The following is a 17,106-nucleotide window of genomic DNA, read 5'->3' on the forward strand; positions in this document are numbered from 1 at the left end:
AGCCGGGTCAGACCGCCGCGACATCGGCGGGTTCGGTGAATTGGTAGACATCCATCGCCAGCACCTCATGGGTGACGCCACCGAAACGCCGCTCGGCACGGGCACCCTCGCCCGCCGCACCCAGCGCGACGAACAGCGGCAGCAGATGCTCCTCGGTGGGATGCGCGCGGGCAGCCTGCGGAGCGCGGCGACGATAGTCGAGCAGCGCCTCCATGTCTCCCACCCTCAGGCGCTGCTCGAACCACTGCTGGAACTCCGCCACATACGGCGCCACCTCGCCGGTCTCTTCCCAGCGCACTTCGTGCAGGTTGTGCGTGAGGCTGCCGGAGCCCAGCAGCAGCACGCCCTCATCACGCAGCGCTGCCAGGGCCTGACCCAGGCGGTAGTGGTGCGCCGGTCCCAGGCGCGGCTGCAGCGCCAGCGGCACTACCGGTATGTCGGCCTGCGGATAGAACTCCCGCAGCGGTACCCATACGCCATGGTCCAGGCCACGCTCGACGCCTTGCACCCCGAAGCCGGCCTCGGCCAGCAGGCCGGCGACGCGGCGCGCCACGGCGGGCGCGCCCGGTGCCGGATACCGGATCCGGAACAGCGGCTCGGGGAAGCCGCCGAAGTCGTGGATGGTCTGCGGCTGCTCCGCGGTGCCCACGGCGGGGGCGCTGCTGAGCCAGTGGGCCGAAGCCACCACCACCGCGCGCGGGCGCGGCAGCGCGGCGGCCAACTCGCGCCAGGCCGCGCCGGTGGCACCGGCACCCAGCGCCAGCAGGGGTGAGCCGTGGGAAACGAAAACCGCAGGCAGGCGGGTCATGGCCGGTTCCGATGAGTCCGAAAGGGGCGCCAGCATGCGCGCCGGCCGCCGCCCGATGAATCCCCGTTTGTTGAATAGAGATTTCAGACTATTTGAAGAATGCCGCAGTTGCCCCGCGCCAATTGGGCTATCTTCCGGTCCATAGGAGGAGTTTCCCATGGGAGCCGAGCGGCACCGCCGCACCCTCGCACCGGGCGAGACGCTGTTCCGCGAAGGCGACGGCGGCCACGAGGCCTACGTGGTGGAGTCCGGTTGCGTCGAGATCTTTACCGGCGAGCAGGCGACGCGCCGCAGCATCGCGCGCCTGGGCCGCGACGACATCTTCGGCGAAATGACCCTGCTGGGCGGCCAGACCCGCCTGGCGTCGGCGGTGGCGCTGGAAACGACTACCCTGATCGTGGTCAACCACGACTACCTGGAGGAGCGCATGCAGGCGGCCGACCCGCTGCTGCGCCACCTGCTGCGCGTGGTGATCGCGCGCAACCGCGACAACGTGCAGCGCATGAGCAATGGCAGTGGCACCGGCGACCACGGCGCCAGCGTCATCGACCAGGCCTCGGCTTCGGCCGACCGCCAGGCCGCCCTGCACCACCTGCGCCTGGAACAGGCCATGGCCACGGCCCTGGAACTGGGCGAGTTCCAGCTGCACCTGCAGCCGATCGTGCGCCTGCACGACCATCGCACCGCCGGCTTCGAGGCCCTGATCCGCTGGATCCGCCCCGACGGCAGCCGCGTTTCCCCGGGCGAGTTCATCCCGATCGCCGAGCAGAGCGAGCTGATCTACGCGATGGGTCACTGGATCATCCGCGAGTCCTGCCGGCACCTGGCCGAGCTGGACCGGCGCCTGCCGGGGGCCCAGCCGTTCCTGAGCCTGAACCTGTCGCTGCGCCAGTTCGACGACCCCCAGCTGTTCCCGGTGCTGGAATCGGCGCTGGCGGACACCGGCATCTCGCCGCGGCGCCTGCGCCTGGAGATCACCGAATCGATGATCGCCCGCGACGCCGACGCCACCCTGCTGCTGCTGCAGCGCTGCAAGGCCCTGGGCGCCAAGCTGTCGGTGGACGACTTCGGCACCGGCTACAGCTCCCTGTCCTACCTGCAGCGCCTGCCGGTGGATACCCTCAAGCTGGACCGCAGCTTCATCAGCGACCTCGACGGCCCCCCCGCCGCCGCCCGCATCGTCGGCGCCGTCGCCCGGCTGGCCCGTGAACTGGGCATGGAGACCGTGGCCGAGGGCATCGAGACCCCGTCCCAGGCCGCCCGCTGCCGCGACCTCGGGGTGGATTTCGGCCAGGGCTTCCACTGGTCCCCGGCGTTGCCGCTGGACGCCGCCGCCGCCTACCTGGCCCAAAACGGGCAGGCTGAGCCGTAAACCGAACATCCGTTCGGAGAACATCCCCCGCGGAGTCTCCGGGACGGGCTGTTCTACGGGGGCGCCGGGCCCTGCGGAATCGGTTGATTCATCTTGAGATTCCGCCCCGGCACTGCTAGGATGCGCGCCCTCATGCTCCGCCTCAGCGGGGCTATTCGGCTTGACGCGGGAGATGAACCATCGCAGCAGAACGTGAAGACCGGCGCAACGCACAGATCAACGTACCCCGCGTACGTGTGATCGCCGCCGACGGTGAGCAGGTCGGTATCATGCTCACCCGCGACGCGATCGCCAAGGCCGAAGCGGATGGCCTGGACCTGGTGGAAGTGTCTCCCAACGCGGAGCCGCCGGTCTGCAAGATCATGGATTACGGCAAGTACCTTTACGCAAAGGACAAGGCCGCCCATGCCGCGAAGCGCAAGCAGAAGCAGATCCAGGTCAAGGAAGTGAAGTTCCGCCCGGCCACCGAGGAAGCCGACTACCAGACCAAGCTGCGCAACATCACGCGCTTCCTGGAAGAAGGCGACAAGGTCAAGGTGACGATCCGCTTCCGCGGTCGTGAAATGGCCCACTCCGAACTGGGCATGGAAGTGATGAACCGTCTGAAGACGGAGCTGAACGAGTTGGTCCTGATCGAGCAGCACCCGAAGATGGAAGGTCGCCAGTCGGTCATGGTGATCGCCCCGCGCAAGCGGATCTAGTTTTTGACGCCGGCGCACTTCTAAGGTGCGGCGGCGAAAAAAGAGAAGTCCTGCCGGCTGCCGGCAGGCTCGGTCAGCTCCCCCGGGCGGGGATGTGAAACCGGTAATCGAAAGCTTTATAGGAGTTCAAGAAATGCCCAAGATGAAAACCATCAAAAGCGCCGCGAAGCGCTTTGCCAAGACTGGCAAAGGCGGCTTCAAGCGTGGTCACTCGCACAAGCGCCATATCCTGACCAAGAAGTCCGGCAAGCGGATCCGCCAGCTGCGCGGCGAAGCCCAGGTGCATGCATCCGACGTGCGTGAAGTTGCGCACATGCTGCCCTACGCCTAAGGAGAACGACTATGGCACGCGTCAAACGTGGTGTTACCGCTCGCGCAAAGCACAAGAAAGTCCTGAAGAAGGCCAAGGGTTACTACGGCGCAAAATCGCGCACGTATCGCTCGGCCAAGCAGCAGGTCATCAAGTCCGGCCAGTACGCTTTCCGCGATCGTCGCGTGAAGAAGCGCGAGTTCCGCGCACTCTGGATCATCCGCATCGGCGCCGCCTCCCAGGAACTGGGTGGTCTGGCCTACAGCCGATTTATCAACGGGCTCGCCAAGGCTGGCGTCGCCCTGGATCGCAAGGTTCTCGCTGACCTCGCCATGCACGACAAGCCGGCATTCGCCAAGCTCGTCGAGCAGGCCAAGGCCCAGCTCGCCGCTTAATCGCAGCGAACCGTCGTAGATCCGAATCAGGGGGACGGCGCACAGCCGTTCCCCTTTTTTATTTGTTTTTCCACCACTCAAAGACCAGTATCGCGGCACAAGGCTTTTACTCCCTCTCCCGCCGGCGGGAGAGGGTTGGGGTGAGGGTGGAGCCTTCAATCGGAGGCGAGGTGCGTGACCGCCGCCGCACCACCCTCACCCTGACCCTCTCCCGCCGGCGGGAGAGGGAACAAAGAAGAAGCTGTATCCGACCACTGGTGTAGAGCATTCATGAGCGAACAACTCGATCAGCTGCTGAACGAAGCGACAAGCGCCATCGACGCCGCGGCTGACGCGCGCGCGCTGGAACAGCTGCGTGTGGACTATCTCGGCAAGAAAGGCCGCGTCACCGAGCTGCTCAAGCAGCTGGGCGGCATGGCCCCGGAAGAGCGCAAGAGCTTCGGCGAGCGCGTCAACCGCGTGAAGGAAGCCGTGGTCGCGGCCATGGATGCGCGCGGCGGCACGCTGGAGCAGGCCGAGCTGGCGCGCCAGCTGGCGGCCGACAGCATCGACGTCACCCTGCCCGGCCGCGGCGTGACGCCGGGCGGCCTGCACCCGCTGGTGCGCACGATCCAGCGCATCGAGCAGCTGTTCAACGAGCTGGGGTTCGAAACCGTGGAAGGCCCCGAGATCGAGGACGACTTCCACAACTTCGGCGCGCTCAACATCCCGGAGCTGCACCCGGCGCGCTCGATGCAGGACACCTTCTACCTGCGCGGCGGCCAGCGCGTGCTGCGCACCCACACCAGCCCGGTGCAGATCCGCACCATGAAGGCGATCGTGGAATCCGGCCGCAAGCCGCCGATCCGCATCATCTGCCCGGGGCGCGTCTACCGCTCCGACTCCGATCGCACGCACAGCCCGATGTTCCACCAGGTGGAAGGCCTGTACGTGGCCGAGAACGTCACCTTCAGCGACCTGAAGTACGACCTGGAAACCTTCCTGTCGCGCTTCTTCGAGCGTGACGTCAAGGCGCTGTTCCGCCCGTCCTACTTCCCGTTCGTGGAACCGGGCGCCGACGTGCACATCCGCTGGGCCGACCCGGGCAAGGGCGAGCGCTGGCTGGAGGTGCTGGGCTGCGGCATGGTGCACCCGAAGGTGTTCGAGGCCGTGGGCCTGGACCCGGAGCGCTACACCGGCTTCGCCTTCGGCATGGGCGTGGAACGCTTCGCCATGCTGCGCTACGGCGTCGATGACCTGCGCCAGTTCTTCAACAACGACCTGCGCTTCAACGAACAGTTCGCCTGAACCCAAATCTAGAAGAATCGCATCATGAAACTGAGCGAAAACTGGCTGCGCGAGTGGGTCAACCCGCAGGCTGCCATCAATGAGATTGCCGACCGCCTGGTGATGGGCGGCCTGGAGCTGGAGATCGAGCCGGTGCTGGCGACGCTGCCGCAGGGCGTGGTCGTGGGCCGCATCGTCAAGGCCGAGCGCCACCCGCAGGCCGACCGCCTGCAGGTCTGCGAGGTCGACGTCGGCCAGCCGCAGAAACTGCAGATCGTCTGCGGCGCCGCCAACGCGCGTGCCGGCATGAACGCACCCTGCGCGGTGGTCGGCGCGGTGCTGCCGGACGGCATGGAGATCAAGCAGGCCGCGCTGCGCGGCGTGGACTCCTACGGCATGCTCTGCTCGGCCAAGGAACTGGGCCTGGTGGAGAAGTCCGAGGGCCTGCTGGAACTGGACGCCGATGCCAAGCCGGGCACGCCGATCGAGCAGCACCTGGGCCTGAAGGACAACGTCCTCAACCTGGAGATCACCCCCAACCGCGGCGACTGCCTCAGCGTGCTGGGCCTGGCCCGCGAGCTGTCGGCGCTGTACGCGATCCCGATGAAGCGCCCCAACTTCCCGCAGGGCGTGGTCGTGGGCCACTCGCAGGTCAAGGTGGAGATCGAGGACCTGCAGACCTGCCCGCACTACACCGGCCGCGTCATCACAAAGATCAACCCCAAGGCGCTGACGCCCGACTGGATGCGCGAGCGCCTGCGCCGCGCCGGCCTGCGCGGCATCCACCCGGTGGTGGACATCACCAACTACGTGATGCTCGAGCTGGGCCAGCCGATGCACGCCTTCGACTCCGGCAAGATCTCCGGCCAGGTGCGTGTGCGCCGCGCTCGCGCCGGCGAGAAGCTGGAACTGCTCAGCGGCGACACCCTGGAGTTCAACCACGGCGAGCTGCTGATCGCCGACGACCACGGCCCGCTGGCCCTGGCCGGCGTCATGGGCGGCCAGGAATCCGGCGTGCAGGTCCGCACCACCGGCGTGTTCCTGGAATCCGCCTGCTTCGCGCCCACTGCGGTCGCGGCCACCGCGCGCCGCCACAAGCTGGGCTCGGATTCCTGCTACCGCTTCGAGCGCGGCGTGGACCCCAGCCTGCAGCGCATGGCGCTGGAGCGCGCCACCCAGCTGGTCCTGCAGATCTGCGGCGGCGAAGTGCACCCCGTGGTCACCGCCGGCCGGCCGCCGGCCGAGCCCAACAGCGTGCGCCTGCGCCAGACCCGCCTGAACCAGCTGCTGGGCCACGAGATCGGCGACAAGGAAGTGGAGCAGCTGCTGTCGCGCCTGGGCATCACCACCCGCCACGAGATCGGCGGCGCCTGGATCGCCCGCGTGCCCAGCTACCGCTACGACCTGCGCATCGAGCCCGACCTGATCGAGGAAGTGGCGCGCCTGTACGGCTACGACCGCATCCCGGCCAAGCCCTACGCCGCACGCCTGGCCCCCGGGCGCCCCTCCGAGGCCACCCGCTCCCTGGTCCGGGTGCAGGACGTGCTGGTGGCGCGCGGCTGGCAGCAGATCGTCAGCCTGTCCTTCGTCGAGCCGGGGCCGCAGGCCCGGCTCAACCCGGAGGCGCGGGGCATCCCCCTGGACAACCCCATCTCCGAGCAGCTGTCGGTGATGCGCACCACCCTGTGGGCCGGCCTGATCCCGGCCTGGCTCTACAACCGCCAGCGCCAGCTGAACCGCCTGCGCCTGTTCGAGCAGGGCGTGACCTTTGCCGACGTGGACGGACAGATCGTCGAAACCAGCCGCCTGGCCGGCCTGGCCGTGGGCGCCGCCCAGCCCGAGCAGTGGAGCGCCCCGGCGCGTCCCACGGACTTCTACGACCTCAAGGCCGACGTCGTGGCCCTGCTGGGCAGCACCGCCGACGAATACCGCTTCGAGAAGGCCGAGCACCCTGCCCTGCACCCGGGCCAGTGCGCGCGCATCCTGCGCGGCGAGCGCGTGGCCGGCTGGATCGGCGCCCTGCACCCGCGCCTGGTGCGCGAGCTGGACCTGCCGGAGAGCCCGCTGCTGTTCGAACTCGACTGGGACGCGATCCGCGATACCCGCGTGCCGGCAACCCAGCCCCTCTCGGAATTCCCCTCCTCGCGCCGCGACCTGGCCCTGGTGGTGCCGGAAACCGTCAGCGCCGACGCCCTGATCGCCTGCGCCAGGGCATCCGGTGAAAATTTGTTGCAGAAAGTTTTCATCTTCGACATTTATCGTGGAGAGAACTTACCTACTGCCTGCAAAAGCGTGGCTTTAGGGTTGATTTTCAATGACTATTCCCGCACCCTTACCCTAGAAGAAATCGACGCATCAGTGGCCCGCATCACGGCACAACTGGCGCGCGAGCTGGGCGCTGTTATCCGGCAGTAGAAGAAAGGGGTGCAAGAACGTGGCGTTGACGAAGGCGGAATTAGCCGATGCGCTGTTCGACGAACTGGGTCTCAACAAGCGTGAGGCCAAGGAATTTGTCGACCTTTTCTTCGAGGAAATCCGTGAGCGCCTGGAAGGCGGCGAAGAAGTGAAGCTTTCCGGCTTCGGCAACTTCGAGCTGCGTTCCAAGAACCAGCGCCCTGGCCGCAATCCCAAGACCGGTGAGGAGATTCCCATCTCCGCGCGGCGTGTCGTCACCTTCCGTCCAGGCCAGAAGCTGCGGCTGAGAGTGGAGTTCGATGCGACCCGCAGATAACAAGCTGGCGCCACTCCCGGAGATCCCGCGCAAACGCTATTTCGCCATCGGCGAAGTCAGCGAGCTTTGCGACGTGAAGCCGCACGTGCTGCGCTACTGGGAGCAGGAGTTCCCCCAGCTGCGTCCCGTGAAGCGCCGTGGCAACCGCCGCTACTACCAGCAGGACGACGTCCTGATGGTGCGCCGTATCCGCAGCCTGCTGTACGAACAGGGCTTCACGATCGGCGGCGCCCGCCAGCGCCTGCGCGAAATGCCCAAGGTCAGCGCCGTGGCGGCTGACGGCCTGCGCGTGGCCAACCCCGCGTCCATGCCGGTGCAGAACGGCAACGGCGCTGCCAAAGCCCGCCCTGCCGCCAGCGGCGCCCCGCGCCGCGCCCAGGAAATCCAGAGCCTGCGCAGCGAGCTGGAATCGCTCCTGCGCCTGCTGCCGGACCCGGAATAAGCAGCCGCTCGCCACGCGAGCCTGCACCCAGGGGAACGGACTCCCCGCTTGGTTCCTCCAGAACCACCCGTAGTACCTCCGCCCCTTTCAAGGTCATCGGACCCACCCTCGAACGGCTCCCGTGGGAGCGGGCGGCGATGCGTATGCAGGCGGGGGTGGCCAATCCTCATCGTGGGCAAAGCCGCGCCGGAGCCAAAAACGAGAAAAGGCCCCGAAGGGCCTTTCATGCTGCTGAATTTGGTCGGGGCGAGAGGATTTGAACCTCCGACCACTTCCACCCCAAGGAAGTGCGCTACCAGGCTGCGCTACGCCCCGACTTTGCAACGGTACTGCGAGGGTCGCGCAGTTTAAACGAGGAGGGCTGCCAGAGGAAGCGCGCAGACACCCCCTTTGTAGCAGCGCCCCGTGGATGATCGGTGATTTTCGCCACCAGCCTTCCCACCAGGCAGCCCCACAGCGCCCTCCGGCACCAGAACAGGAATGCCCTACAGATGGGCGGCAAGCGTCCGGCTGAGCCTGCAGGCGCAAACCTGGCACACGATCACCGCACCGATGAGTTGTCGCGCGCGAGCCTTCTTCAGGGCATCTTCCCGCGACACGGCGCCAAGCTTCTGGTACGCATTCTTCAGATGCCAGCGCACCGTGCTGCAGGATATTCCCAGTTCCTGGGCGATACTTTTCATCGACAGGCCGGTGCCGGCCAGTTCGAGGGCGTCGATCTCGCGTCCGGTCAGGGATTGATAGCGGCCGTTCGGGGTCGGCGCCGGGTAAGACTGATGGACCTGCATCATGGGGTCGCCCTTCGCCTCCAATCCCTCAATTCGTTTCCATGCGTTCCGCAAAGGCGTCGAGCAGGCGCACACCGTAGCCCGTAGCCCCCTTGGGGATGCCGATGATCGGCCGGCTCACCATGGCAACGCCGGCCATGTCCAGGTGCGCCCAGGGCGTACCGGCCGCGAACCGCTCCAGGAACTTGGCGCCGGCGATCGCGGACGACGTGCCCGCGCCCCTCAGGCCGGAATTCCCGGTATTGCGGACGTCGGCGATCTCGGAATCGACGATGTAGTCCTGCCGCCTGGTCAGCGGCATGCGCCACAGGCCCTCCCCGCAGGCCGCGCTGGCGGCATGCAGCTCGGCGGCCAGGGCGTCGTCGGCCGTGAACAGGCCGGCATACTCCTCGAGCAGGGCCGTGAGAATGGCACCCGTGAGCGTGGCGAGGTCGATCATCCTCTGCGGCCGATACTCGCGGATCAGGTAGCTGATGGCATCGGCCAGGACCACGCGGCCCTCGGCATCGGTGTTGTCGACCTCGATGGTGAGGCCGGACAGCGAGGTGATGACATCACCCGGCCGATAGCCCTTGCCGTCGATGACGTTCTCGCACAGCGGCATCACGGCAACGACGTTGAGCGGCGCCTTGCGCTGTGCCAGCACGCGCATCGCGCCGACCACCGCGGCGGCACCGGCCATGTCGAGTTTCATGTTGGCAATGGCCGCCGTGGACTTCAGGTTGAGGCCACCGCCATCGAAGGTCAGGCCCTTGCCGACCAGTCCCAGGTCGACCTGCTTCTCGCGCCGTCCGCTCCATTCGCAGACCAGCATGCAGGGCGGGTGCTCGCTGCTGCGGCCCACGGCCAGCAGGCCATTGGCGCCGAGCTTCTCCAGCGCCTTCTGGTCGAGCACCTGCACGCGCACGCCGGACGCCACCAGCTCCTTTGCTGCATCGGCGAAGCCCTGCGGCGTCATCAGGTTGGGCGGCGCATCGACCAGGGCGCGAGCCCAGTTCACCGCATCGCCGAGCTGGCGCGCACGCTCCGTGCCCTGCCACTGCGCCGCCGCAAGCTGCAGCGCCTTGACCTCGAAGTGTCCCTTGGGAGGCTGCGAGCGAAACGCCGTGCAGCGATAGGAGGCCAGCGTCGCCCCCAGCGCGATCTGGTTGGTCGCGGCCTGCACGTCAACGCTCTTCGGCAGCGGCGGCGCCACCAGCGCTGCGGTATCGATACGCAATGCGCGCAAGGCATCGAGGGCCGCCGCACCGGCGGCTTCCCAGAAGCGTGCTTCCTGTTCGTGGTCGGACGGCCTGCCGCAACCGACCGCGATGAGCCGCCGCGCGCCCTCGGCCAGATCGGCCCGGTCACCGACGACGCCGCGGAAGCTCGCCGGCAGCCTGGGCAGCTTCACGTCGGCGTGCAGCGGAGCGAGATCGCCGTCGACCAGAAGCACCTCCACCGCGGGGGCTTTCTTGGCGCGCGGCGCCAGGGGGCCGGGCTTGGCATCGGTCAGGATCTTCGACATGTCAGGTTCTCTACGGTGAATGAGGGCGTTTCGTTGCCGGCACCTGGGCGCTGCCGGGTCTTGTGTCCCATCTCCAGCATGTCTGCAGCCGGGCCGGGCGTCATCGGTAGTTCCACCGGTTCAGTCGCAGCGCGCGGGCCACGATCCGATGCGGTTTCAGGCCGGGCTGGCGCGCAGCCGCGCCGGGGACAGTGCAGCCGTTTCGAGTCCGAGGTCTGCCAGGTCCGTCGGCACGCCGCGCCCCAGCAGTTGGGCGGCGGCGAAGCGCGACAGCGCCGGCGCCGTCTGGATGCCGTAACCGCCCTGCCCGGCAAGCCAGAAGAATCCCGCAGCGTCCGGCGCGTAGCCGGCGACCGGCGTGCGGTCGGCGACGAAGCTGCGCAGCCCGGCCCAGCGGCTGTGCATGCGGCGGATGTCCAGCGTGGTGGCGCGTTCGATGTGATCCACCGCGATCGCCAGGTCCAGATCCTCGGGCTGGGCATCGCAGGGCTCGCTGGGCGTCTCGTCGCCGGGCGAGAGCATCAGCCGGCCTGCATCGGGCTTGAAATAGAACTGCTCGTCGATGTCGATGGTCAAGGGCCAGTGCTCCAGCCCGTCATGGCCCGGCACGTCGACCAGGGCAGCGGTGCGGCGCAGCGGCTGCAGGCCGATGCCGGCCACGCCGGCCATGGCGCCCACCCGGTCGGCCCATGCGCCCGCCGCGTTGACCAGCAGCGGAGCTGCAAAGACGCCGGCCTGGCTTTGCACACGCCAGCCGGCAGCGCAGCGCTCGATGCCGTCCACGCGGACCTGGCACAGCAGGCGCCCGCCGTTGCGGCGCAGGCGGGACAGGTATCCCTGGTGCAGGGCATGCACCTCGATATCGCTGGCGCCAGGGTCCAGCAGCGCGGCCGCCAGGTATTCGCGGCGCAGCGGCGGCATGCACCCGCGTGCCTGCTCCGGCGTCAGCCGCCGGCTGCTGGAACGCAGGTCCGGCTCATCGGCGAAGGCCTCCAGCGCTTCCTGCTGGTCTTCACGGGCGATGAACAGGAAGCCGCGCGGCCGCAACAGGAGCGTGTCGCTGAAGCCCTGCGGGGGCTGGTCGAAGAAGGGCCGGCTGGCGCGCGACAGGACGCGCACCACCGGGCCGCCGTAGCTCTCCGCGAAGACCGCGGCCGAGCGGCCGGTGGTGTGATAGCCGGGCTGGGCTTCCTGCTCCAGCAAGGCCACACGCAGGCCCGCGCCGATCTCGGCCGCAATGCTGGCACCGGCGATACCGGCACCGATGATGATGACGTCGAAGGACTGGGCTGTTTCAGGCATGCCGGGATGCTACGGGCGGCACGGGACAACCACATCCGTGATTCTACCGGTCGTTTGCCGCAGACGCCTGCCGGATCCGCGCCCTGCGCTTCCTGCAGCGGAAAATCCCCGACGAGCCCGTACTATTACCTATGGACCATCCGGGAGCCGCAGCGGAAGCTGTCGTCAGGCCTGGAGTCCGGAGGACCCCGCTTGCACCCTTCCCCTGTTTCTGCGGCACCCCCGATCACACGCGGCCTGCTGTTCGTCTTCGCGCTGCCCGGCATCCTGCAGGGCTTCATGCACGCGCCCGCGCAGTCGATCCTGCAGGGCATCTACGCGAAGGAATCCGGGCTGGCGCTGGTCGCGCTGGGCGGGGCGGTGCTGCTGGTGCGCGTCTGCGACATCGCCACGGACCTCCTGATCGGCTACTTCTCCGACCGCAGCGCCGAGCGCGGCATCAGCCGCAAATGGTGGATGGCCGCGGGCACCGCCGTCACCATCGTCTCGCTGTGGTTCCTGTTCCGGCCACCGCCGCAGGTCAGCATCGGCTACTACGGCGGCTGGTTCCTGCTCGCGAACATCGGCTGGTCGCTCTGCGAGATTCCCTACCGCTCCTGGAGCCTGGAGTTCTCGCCGGAAGCCAGGCAGCGCACGCGCATCACCACCTGGATCGCCATGGCCACCATGGTCGGCTCGGTGCTGTTCTATGTCGTGGGGCCGGCCGGCAAGGCCATGGGAGTGCTGAAGTCCGGCGAACTCAACATGGAAATGCTGGGGCTCACCGCGGTACTCGTGGCCCTGCTGCTGCCGCTGCTGAACTTCTATGCCCTGTGGAAGGTGCCGGACGGCCAGTCCCGCGCCGCATCCGGCCACCGACCGCCGCCCGAGAGCATCCGCCTGCTGCTCGCATCGGTGCTGGGCAATGTGCCGCTGATGCGGCTGATCCTGGTGTTCTCGGTCTGCAACCTCATGAGTGGGCTGTCGGGGAGCGTAAGCCTGCTGTACATGACCAACTACCTGGGCCTGGGGGCCGAGGCGAACCTCGTGCTGGCCCTCGCGCTGCCCATCGCCATGCTGGGGCTGCCGCTCTGGGGCTGGCTCGCGCAGCGCTATCCCCTGCAGCGGGTCTGGGCGGTCGGCCTCGGCATGGCCGGCGTGGCCTACACGGGACTGGGCCTGCTGCCGCCCCACCCCGGCACCCTGCTCTATGGCCTGGTCGGCACCCTCGTCGTGTTCTTCGCGCTGTCCACGCTGATCGCCGCGCCGGTGATCCTGGGCGATATCATCGACTACGGCAAGGAGCACTACGGCGTCGACCGCGCCGGACTCTACGTGTCCTGCCAGACGCAGGTCGTCAAGGCGGTCAACGCACTCGCGGCCGGCGGCGGCCTGATCTTCCTCGGCTGGATGGGATTCGATGCGACCAAGTCCGGTGCCGACATCACCCCGCAAGCGCTGCTCGCGCTCAAGCTGACCGCCGCCTGGGCCCCCGCGCTGGGAATGATCAGCGCCGGCCTGATGTTGTGGTTCCTGCCGATCAGCGCCGAATCCCGCAAGCTCGCCGCCGCCCGCTCGCCCAGTCCCGTACCCGGAGTCGAAGTCACGTGAAGATCTTCAGCGCCTTCCTCGCCACCGAGACCAACACCTCCGGCGTGGTCCCCACCGGCAGCGTCGACTTCGAGGCCCGCGGCTTCTTCCGCGGCGATGCCAGCCTCAGGAATCCCTCCGGCTTCGGCGCCTCGCATGCCCTGCTCAGGCAGCTGGCCGCTGCGGACGGGCACACGATCGTCGAAAGCCTTACCGCCCATGCCCAGCCTTCGGGCATCACCCTGCGCTCCGTCTACGAGCAGTATCGCGACTGGATCCTCGAAGACCTGAAGGCGGCGATGCCGCTGCAGGGCGTGATCCTGATCATGCATGGCGCCATGGTCGCGGAAGGCTATGACGATTGCGAAGGCGACACGATCCAGAAGGTCCGCGATCTGGTCGGCCCCGGCGTGCCCATCGGCGTGGAGCTCGACCTGCACTGCCATTTCAGCGAGCAGATGCGCACGCAGGCCGACGTCGTCATCGCCTACAAGGAATACCCGCATACCGACACCATGGAGCGGCTGGAGGAGCTCTACCGCCTGGTCGTCCGGCAGGCCGAGGGCAGCATCAGGCCGGTGACCGCCGTGCACGACCTGCGCATGATCGGCCTCTGGCACACCACGCAGGAGCCGATGCGCTCCTTCGTCGATCGCATGCAGTCGCTGGAAGGCAAGGACGGCATCCTGTCGGTGTCGCTGGGCCACGGCTTTCCCTGGGGCGACACCCCGGACACCGGCGCCAAGCTCTGGGTGGTCGCCGACAGCGAGCTTGCCGGCGCCCAGGCGCTGGCCGACCAGCTGGGCCGGGAATTCTGGGAACTGCGACACCAGACCTGGCAGCCGCCCCTGTCGATCGCGGCCACGATCGAGGAAATCCGGCGGGCGCCGGAAGGCCCCATCGTCCTGGCCGATGTCGCGGACAACCCGGGCGGCGGCGCCATGAGCGACAGCACCTTCATCCTGCAAGGCCTGCTGGAGGCCGGCGTCCACGATGCCGTGCTCGGCGTCTACTGGGACCTCGGTGCGGTCAGCCTGTGCCAGAGCGCAGGCGTCGGCGCGCGACTCAAGCTGCGCATCGGCGGCAAATGCGGCCCCAAGTCCGGCGATCCGGTCGATCTGCAGGTCACGGTCAAGGCCATCGTGCCCGATCACTTCAACCACGGGCTCGGCTTCCGCTGGTCCTTCGGCACCGGGGTATGGGTGCAAACCGACCAGGGCATGGACATCGCCTTGTGCACTTCGCGCGGCCAGGTCCTGTCCTGCGAGGCCTTCGAGAATCTCGGCATCCCGCTGGCCGGCAGGAAGGTCATCGTGGTGAAGTCCACGCAGCATTTCCACGCGGCCTTCGCGCCGATGGCCAGGCAGGTGCTCTACGTCGGCGCCCCCGGGTCGATCACGCAGAACTTCGCCGAAATGAGCTTCACCCGGCGCGACAACCGTTTCTGGCCCCGCGTCGAAGATCCGCGGCGCTAGAATCCAGCTGCTGCGCCCGCGCGATCAGGAAACACCCATGCTCTCCGTCAGTTTCGACAGCGTCGTGGCCGCCCGCGAGCGCTTGCGCGGACAGATCAATCCGACGCCCCTGACCCGCTCGCGGGTGCTGTCGGAAATGACGCAGGCGAACGTGTGGCTGAAGTTCGAGAACTTCCAGTTCACCGCCAGCTTCAAGGAGCGCGGCGCCCTCAACAAGCTGCTGTCCCTGGATACCGCGCAGCGCCAGGCGGGCGTGGTCGCGGTGTCCGCCGGCAACCATGCCCAGGGTGTCGCCTACCATGCGACACGGCTGGGCATCAGGAGCCTGATCGTGATGCCGGGCGGCACCCCCTTCGTCAAGGTGCGCAACACGCAGAAGCTCGGCGCCGAGGTGATCCTCTGGGGCGACTCCCTGGCGGAGGCCGCCAGCCACATGGAGGAGGAGTACGTCGGCAGGCGCGGCATGACGCTGGTGCATCCCTACGACGATCCGCAGGTCATCGCCGGACAGGGCACCGTGGCGCTCGAGATGCTGGAGTCCGAGCCCGGCCTGGACATGCTGGTGGTTCCGGTGGGCGGCGGCGGGCTGATCGGCGGCGTTGCCGTGGCGGCGCAGGCAAGCCCCGGGGTCCGGGTGGTCGGCGTGGAATCGGCGCGCTATCCCTGCGCACAGGCGGCCCTCAGCGGCGATCCGTCGATGGTGAGCGGCGGCCAGACCATCGCCGAGGGCATCGCGGTCCGCACCGTCGGCCGCCTGCCGCTGGAAATCCTGCGCGCGCTGAAGCCGATGCTCCTGAGCGTGGACGAAGCCGGGATCGAGCGCGCCATCGCGCTGCTGGCCAGCATCGAGAAGGTGATCGTCGAAGGCGCGGGTGCCGCCGGCCTCGCCGCCCTGCTCAGCCACGGCACTGCATTCGCCGGACGCAACGTCGGCATCGTGCTCACCGGCGGCAACATCGACACACGCCTGCTCGCTTCTGTCCTGATGCGCCAGCTGGTCCAGGAATCCCGGCTGGTGGCGCTGTCGATCGAGGTGGAGGACCGGCCGGGCTTCCTGTCGCGGGTGGCCGGCTGCATCGGCGAATCCGGCGGCAACATCGTCCAGGTCGGGCACGATCGCCTGCAGGGCGGCATTCATGCCAAGAGCGCATCGCTGGAAGTGCAGCTCGAGGCCCAGGACGAAGGGCATGTCGAGAGGATCGTCCGCGACCTCGAGTCGGCAGGGTTCAGGGCGCTGCTGCTCAGGTAGACGCTACCGACCCGTGCCACGACGCGGGGAATCGGCATTTTCCAGTGTTTCTACGAATCCCCGCCGGCCGCGTCCGCTGCTTTACTGTCGCTCTCGAAGCCCCACCCAGGACCACTCATGGGAACCCCGGAATCCAAGCCTGACCCGGCCGCAACAGCGGCCTCCCGGCCGCTGGCCACCACCATCACCCTGCGCCAGCCCTACCTGCTGTTCCTGGGCGACGCCAGCCACGCCTCGCGCGCCAAGACCGCGCTGGGCATCCGCGACTGGGCGCCCGAAACCTGCGCCGGACAGCTGCGTCTCGCGGACTGCGCCGTGGACCTGGAGTTGCCGGAACTGACGCCGGCGCAGGCCGCGCAGCAGGGCATCGGCTCGCTGCTGATCGGTATCGCGCCGATCGGCGGCCAGTTCAGCGAAAGCTGGCTGCCGACCCTGTTCGCCGCCGTGGAAGCCGGGCTGGACATCGTCAGCGGACTGCATGCAAAGCTCGGCGACGTGCCTGGCCTGGCCGACGCGGCCAAGGCCCGCGGCGTGCGCCTGATCGATGTGCGCTGCCCGCCGCCCGGCCTGCCGGTGGGCTCGGGCCGCAAGCGCAGCGGCAAGCGCCTGCTCACCGTGGGCACCGACTGCGCGCTGGGCAAGAAATACACCGCGCTGGCACTGACCCGCGCGCTGCGCGCCCAGGGTATCGACGCGGATTTCCGCGCCAGCGGCCAGACCGGCATCATGATCTCCGGCACCGGCATCCCGATGGATGCCGTCATCTCCGACTTCACCGCCGGCGCCGCCGAGTGCCTGTCGCCCGACGCCGCGGCCGGCCACTGGGACATCGTCGAAGGCCAGGGCTCGCTGTTCCACCCGGCCTACGCGGGCGTCACCCTGGGCCTGGTGCACGGCTCGCAGCCCGACGCGATGGTGCTGTGCCACGAACCGGGCCGCAGCCACATCTGGGGCTACCCCGACTTCCCCACTCCCTCGCTGCAGACCGCCATCGAGGAGTACGAGCGCGCGGCGCGCCTGACCAACCCGAAGGCACGCGTCGTCGGCATCGCCTTCAACACCTCGATGCTCGACGACACCGAACGCGCACAGCTGCTGGCCGACACCGAGCGCGAGCTGGGCCTGCCCTGCTTCGATCCGCTGAAGAGCCCGCTCGACGCCGTGATCCGCAACATCCTCAGCCTCTGAATC

The 17,106-nt window shown here is 68.2% G+C and carries 16 protein-coding genes and 1 tRNA gene; 12 read left to right on the forward strand and 5 right to left on the reverse strand.

The window, feature by feature from the left end; translation table 11 throughout:
* Positions 1-7 precede the first annotated feature (7 nt).
* A complete protein-coding gene (locus D0B54_RS15625) occupies positions 8-808 on the reverse strand; it encodes a dioxygenase family protein (RefSeq protein ID WP_117292207.1) in 801 nt (266 codons plus the stop codon).
* A 157-nt stretch (positions 809-965) separates the two neighbouring features.
* Here D0B54_RS15625 and D0B54_RS15630 point away from each other — a divergent pair, with 157 nt between their 5' ends.
* The 8 genes from D0B54_RS15630 to D0B54_RS25215 all read left to right on the forward strand — a co-directional run bounded on the left by D0B54_RS15630 (position 966) and on the right by D0B54_RS25215 (position 8,025).
* On the forward strand, positions 966-2,180 hold the full coding sequence (locus tag D0B54_RS15630) for an EAL domain-containing protein (RefSeq protein ID WP_117292208.1): 1,215 nt from the start codon (positions 966-968) through the stop codon (positions 2,178-2,180).
* Positions 2,181-2,359: 179 nt separating this feature from the next.
* Entirely contained in the window at positions 2,360-2,881 is a 522-nt protein-coding gene (infC, locus tag D0B54_RS15635) for a translation initiation factor IF-3 (RefSeq protein WP_117292209.1), read from the forward strand.
* Between the two features lie 133 nt (positions 2,882-3,014).
* On the forward strand, positions 3,015-3,212 hold the full coding sequence (gene rpmI / locus D0B54_RS15640) for a 50S ribosomal protein L35 (RefSeq protein ID WP_117292210.1): 198 nt from the start codon (positions 3,015-3,017) through the stop codon (positions 3,210-3,212).
* 11 nt (positions 3,213-3,223) lie between these two features.
* Entirely contained in the window at positions 3,224-3,586 is a 363-nt protein-coding gene (gene rplT / locus D0B54_RS15645; protein WP_117292211.1) for a 50S ribosomal protein L20, read from the forward strand.
* Positions 3,587-3,856: 270 nt separating this feature from the next.
* A complete protein-coding gene (pheS, locus tag D0B54_RS15650) occupies positions 3,857-4,873 on the forward strand; it encodes a phenylalanine--tRNA ligase subunit alpha (RefSeq protein ID WP_117292212.1) in 1,017 nt (338 codons plus the stop codon).
* A 24-nt stretch (positions 4,874-4,897) separates the two neighbouring features.
* Entirely contained in the window at positions 4,898-7,267 is a 2,370-nt protein-coding gene (pheT, locus tag D0B54_RS15655) for a phenylalanine--tRNA ligase subunit beta (RefSeq protein WP_117292213.1), read from the forward strand.
* 19 nt (positions 7,268-7,286) lie between these two features.
* Positions 7,287-7,583: an integration host factor subunit alpha gene (locus tag D0B54_RS15660; protein WP_104228490.1), complete on the forward strand. Its 297-nt coding sequence runs from the start codon at positions 7,287-7,289 to the stop codon at positions 7,581-7,583.
* Positions 7,567-8,025 (forward strand): MerR family transcriptional regulator, encoded by a 459-nt coding sequence (locus D0B54_RS25215; protein WP_117292214.1) that lies wholly within the window; start codon positions 7,567-7,569, stop codon positions 8,023-8,025. The genes D0B54_RS15660 and D0B54_RS25215 overlap by 17 nt, the downstream gene beginning before the upstream one ends.
* 238 nt (positions 8,026-8,263) lie before the next feature.
* Here D0B54_RS25215 and D0B54_RS15670 read toward each other — a convergent pair.
* The 4 genes from D0B54_RS15670 to D0B54_RS15685 all read right to left on the reverse strand — a co-directional run bounded on the left by D0B54_RS15670 (position 8,264) and on the right by D0B54_RS15685 (position 11,622).
* Positions 8,264-8,340: transfer RNA gene (locus D0B54_RS15670), tRNA-Pro, on the reverse strand.
* Positions 8,341-8,510: 170 nt separating this feature from the next.
* Complete coding sequence (locus tag D0B54_RS15675) at positions 8,511-8,816, reverse strand: response regulator transcription factor (protein ID WP_117292215.1); 306 nt, start codon at positions 8,814-8,816, stop codon at positions 8,511-8,513.
* A gap of 25 nt (positions 8,817-8,841) precedes the next feature.
* Entirely contained in the window at positions 8,842-10,320 is a 1,479-nt protein-coding gene (locus tag D0B54_RS15680) for a leucyl aminopeptidase family protein (protein ID WP_117292216.1), read from the reverse strand.
* A 156-nt stretch (positions 10,321-10,476) separates the two neighbouring features.
* Positions 10,477-11,622 (reverse strand): NAD(P)/FAD-dependent oxidoreductase, encoded by a 1,146-nt coding sequence (locus D0B54_RS15685; protein ID WP_117292217.1) that lies wholly within the window; start codon positions 11,620-11,622, stop codon positions 10,477-10,479.
* Between the two features lie 192 nt (positions 11,623-11,814).
* On the opposite strand from D0B54_RS15685, the gene D0B54_RS15690 reads away from it, so the two are divergent.
* From D0B54_RS15690 to D0B54_RS15705, 4 genes are all read left to right on the forward strand, one after another.
* On the forward strand, positions 11,815-13,212 hold the full coding sequence (locus D0B54_RS15690; protein WP_162932465.1) for an MFS transporter: 1,398 nt from the start codon (positions 11,815-11,817) through the stop codon (positions 13,210-13,212).
* Complete coding sequence (locus tag D0B54_RS15695; protein WP_117292219.1) at positions 13,209-14,666, forward strand: M81 family metallopeptidase; 1,458 nt, start codon at positions 13,209-13,211, stop codon at positions 14,664-14,666. Before D0B54_RS15690 ends, D0B54_RS15695 begins: the two co-directional genes overlap by 4 nt.
* Positions 14,667-14,703: 37 nt before the next feature.
* Positions 14,704-15,915 carry a threonine ammonia-lyase gene (locus tag D0B54_RS15700; RefSeq protein WP_117292220.1) on the forward strand — a complete coding sequence of 404 codons (1,212 nt, stop codon included), beginning with the start codon at positions 14,704-14,706 and terminating at the stop codon, positions 15,913-15,915.
* A 117-nt stretch (positions 15,916-16,032) separates the two neighbouring features.
* The gene (locus D0B54_RS15705) at positions 16,033-17,103 is read left to right on the forward strand and encodes a DUF1611 domain-containing protein (RefSeq protein WP_117292221.1); all 1,071 of its coding nucleotides are present in this window, start codon (positions 16,033-16,035) and stop codon (positions 17,101-17,103) included.
* Positions 17,104-17,106: the final 3 nt, after the last annotated feature.

This window comes from Solimonas sp. K1W22B-7 (genome assembly GCF_003428335.1).
Classification (GTDB): domain Bacteria; phylum Pseudomonadota; class Gammaproteobacteria; order Nevskiales; family Nevskiaceae; genus Solimonas_A.